General features: G+C 59.3%; 2 protein-coding genes. Both read right to left on the reverse strand.

Going from position 1 to position 3,354, the window contains the following annotated elements; genetic code table 11:
- Nucleotides 1–1,124, reverse strand: a 1,124-nt coding sequence (locus tag WBM93_RS14400; protein WP_424432557.1) for a hydantoinase B/oxoprolinase family protein, incomplete at its 3' end; no start/stop codon positions are given.
- A gap of 1 nt (nt 1,125) precedes the next feature.
- The gene (locus tag WBM93_RS14405) at nt 1,126–3,180 is read right to left on the reverse strand and encodes a hydantoinase/oxoprolinase family protein (protein WP_424432558.1); all 2,055 of its coding nucleotides are present in this window, start codon (nt 3,178–3,180) and stop codon (nt 1,126–1,128) included.
- Between the last annotated feature and the right edge of the window lie 174 nt (nt 3,181–3,354).

The raw sequence follows: 3,354 nt of genomic DNA on the forward strand, positions 1-3,354 counted from the left end.
GACGAGAATCCCGCGCCGTTGAGGAATTCCGGCTGGCGCTGGCCGAGCAGGCCGCCCAAAATATCGAAAATCCGGCCAAGCGCATGGGTGCGTCCGGCGAGCGCGGCTGGATATTTCGGCTTGATAAGAGAGCCTTCCGGAATCCGCACGTCGACCAGATCGTAGAAACCGTCGTTGAACAGAATTTGTGGGTCGAACACCATGATCATGTAAATCCCGAAGAACATCTTGAACATATTCTCGTTGAGAAAGAAGTTGATCGAGCTGGGCGCCTGCGGATCCGTGCCTTCGAAGTCGAGAATGACCTTGCCGCCCTCGCGCCACATCTTGCAGGTGATCTTGTAGGGCCAGTAGCCGACGCCATCGTCGCAAATGAAATCGGTAAAGCTGACCGGTTCCTCGCCGATGCTGGTTTCGATCAGATGTTTCATCGCGCGGTGGTTGCGCGCGAGCAGCTGATCGGTGGCGCTGGCAAATTCATCCTCGCCAAACCGTCCGCACATTTCATCCACCCGGCGGGCGGCCACCCGGCAGGACGCGATCAGGGCGTTGAGATCGGCGGCGCACCAGTCCGGCTTGCGGCTCTGGTGCAGGATGACCTTGACCATCTCCTCGTTATAGACACCCTTCTGATAGATTTTAACCGGCGGTATCCGGACGCCTTCTTCAAAGACACTCTTGCTGTCGATCGGGATCGAACCTGCCACCTTGCCGCCAATGTCGGATTGGTGGCCGAACATCGCGGTCCACGCGACCAGCCTGCCACCACGATAGACCGGCAACAGGATCAGCCAGTCATTATTGTGGCTGACCGCGCCTTCGCAGCTATAAGGATCGCTGAGAAAGATCATGTCGCCTTCCTCGATCGTGCCGGGATAGGCACGCAGGAAGCCGTCGATAAAACTGCCAAACTGTCCGACAACCATTTTGCCGCCGCGGTCGGCGATCAGGGGAAAGGCGTCGCCCTGTTCCCGGATGCCGGGCGACATGGCAGTGCGTACCAGCGTTGCATCCATTTCGATGCGCGCGTTGCGCAGCGCATTTTCCATGATGTCGAGCGTCACCGGATCGACATCGACCTTGTTGAATGGAGCGTCGTTGGTTTCAATAATCCGTGCGGGCATCTTACGCTCCTTCCACCAGGTTGATGATCAGATTGCCATGTTCGTCGACCAGCGCTTCGCAGCCGCTGTGCACGAGGGTGGTGCTATCCATTTCGGTGACGATGGCCGGGCCTGGAATGCGATTGCCAGCCTTTAGCAGCGCACGGTCGTAAATCGCCGCGTCCTGCATCCTACCATCCATATATAACTGGTGATCGCGGGTTTTGGCGGCTGATGGATCCGCATTCCCTTTCTCGATTACCGGCGGCGCGACATCGGCCGTCTTGCCCAGCGCGACCGCGCGGACATTGACGATCTCGTGCGGCGTTTCATCGAGATTGAAGGTGAACAAACGCTCGTGCTCGGCATCGAACCGCGCGATCAGGCTTTCAATTGAAAGACCCTCGGGTTCCACCGACAGGGGAATTTCAAAGGCCTGGCCGGCATAGCGGATATCGATCTCGTAAAGCAGTTCGACATCCCCGGGCGCGACATCTTCGGCCTGCAGTTCCTGTTTCACCTGCGCGCCGAGGCTGTCGAGATAGACGGTGAGCTCATGATCGCTCGTGTTTTGAACCATCTCGTTGAAACTGCGCTGGGTTTCGACCCGCTGCCGCGTGGTTGCGTCGCCATAGGCACAGAGCACACCGGGTGAGGGCGGGATGATGACCGGCCAGCTATTCATCAGCTTGCCCATCGCATTGGCGTGCAGTGGCCCCGCGCCGCCAAAGCCCATCAAGGCAAATTCGCGCGGGTCATAGCCCTGCTGGACGGAGACCAGCCGCAGCGCGCCGAACATATTCTCGTTCACAATGTCGACGATACCGGCGGCGGCGTCCATCAGGTCAATGTCGAGCGCATCCGCTATCGTCTGAACCGCTTTTGTCGCGCCCTCGCGATCCAGCTTGAAGCTGCCGCCGAGCAGGGATTCGGGCAGATAGCCGAGCACGACATTGGCGTCGGTCACCGTCGGCGCTTCCCCGCCCTTGCCATAGGCCACCGGCCCCGGCTCGGCTCCCGCACTTTCCGGTCCGACACGTAGCGCCTTGGTCAGTTCCGGAACGAAGGCAATCGATCCGCCGCCTGCGCCGACAGTCTTGACGTCAATCGAAGAGGCGCGGACATTAAGGTCACCGACCGAAGTTTCCCGCTGGAGCCGCGCGGAACCATTCTCGATCAGCGCCACGTCGGTGGAAGTGCCGCCCATATCGAGGGTCAGAATGTTTTTAACCGCGGCACTTTTTGCCACCCAGACCGCGCCGGCCACGCCGCCAGCCGGTCCGGACATCAGCAGATTGACCGGAGCCTCGGCGCTTTTCGAGGCGGACATCAATCCGCCATCGGAGCGCAGCAAGTTTAGCTTTGCCTTCGTGCCCCAGGCCGTCAGCTCTTTTTCCAGATTGCCGACATAGCGCGCGACGGTTGGGCGTACCGCGCTATTGGCAACCGTGGTGAGCGCGCGTTCATATTCCTGCATCTCGGGAAGAATGTCCGAAGACATGGAAATCGGAATATCGGGAAAAACCTCTGCGCAGATCGCAGCGACGGTCTTTTCATGTCTGCCGTCGACATAGCTGTTCATCAGGCAGATGGTCAGTGCCTCGATCTCTTCTGTCGCTTTCAACCGCTCCAGCCGGGAGCGCATCTCTGCCTCATCCAATGCGCGGATCGTCTGTCCCTTGGCGTCCATCCGTTCGGGTGCCTCGATCGTCCGTTGCAGTGCCGCCATGGGTTCGGGCTTGGGCCAGATGATCCACGCGGCGAGGCCGCCCGGCACCAGACTGCGCGCGATCTGCATCAGATGGCGATGACCCTCGGAGACAACCAGTCCGACCTTGGCAATCTTCTTTTCCAACACCGCATTGGTGGCCACTGTCGTGCCGTGGAGGAACAGGTCGATTTCCTCCGGAGCTATATTCTGGCGCTCGCATAACCCTCTCGCACCGTTGATCACGGCCTGTGAAGGATCGGCGGGAGTCGATGGAACCTTGTCCCGGAATGTCCGTCCGGTCGCTTCGTCAATCAGCAGAAGATCGGTAAATGTCCCGCCAACGTCGACGCCCAATCGATAGCCCATATCTCAATCTCTTCCCTGTTTAACTGTCATTCAAGCATCGGCTCTTGCAACCAGAGACGGCAGCGGACGGCCCAATATGCCTTCGAACCATTGGTTGGTGGATATGGCTTTGCGAAGATCGAGATCATGCTCGACGCCGGAGCGGTCGAGCAGGTTCACCAGATCTTCTGTCGC

Origin of the sequence: Parasphingorhabdus sp. (assembly GCF_049667325.1) — a bacterium.
Taxonomy (GTDB): Bacteria; Pseudomonadota; Alphaproteobacteria; order Sphingomonadales; family Sphingomonadaceae; genus Parasphingorhabdus.

Coding starts and splice junctions, on each gene's coding strand:
- WBM93_RS14405 (WP_424432558.1), bottom strand. CDS start 3,180: ATGGGCTATCGATTGGGCGTCGACGTTGGCGGGACATTTACCGATCTT.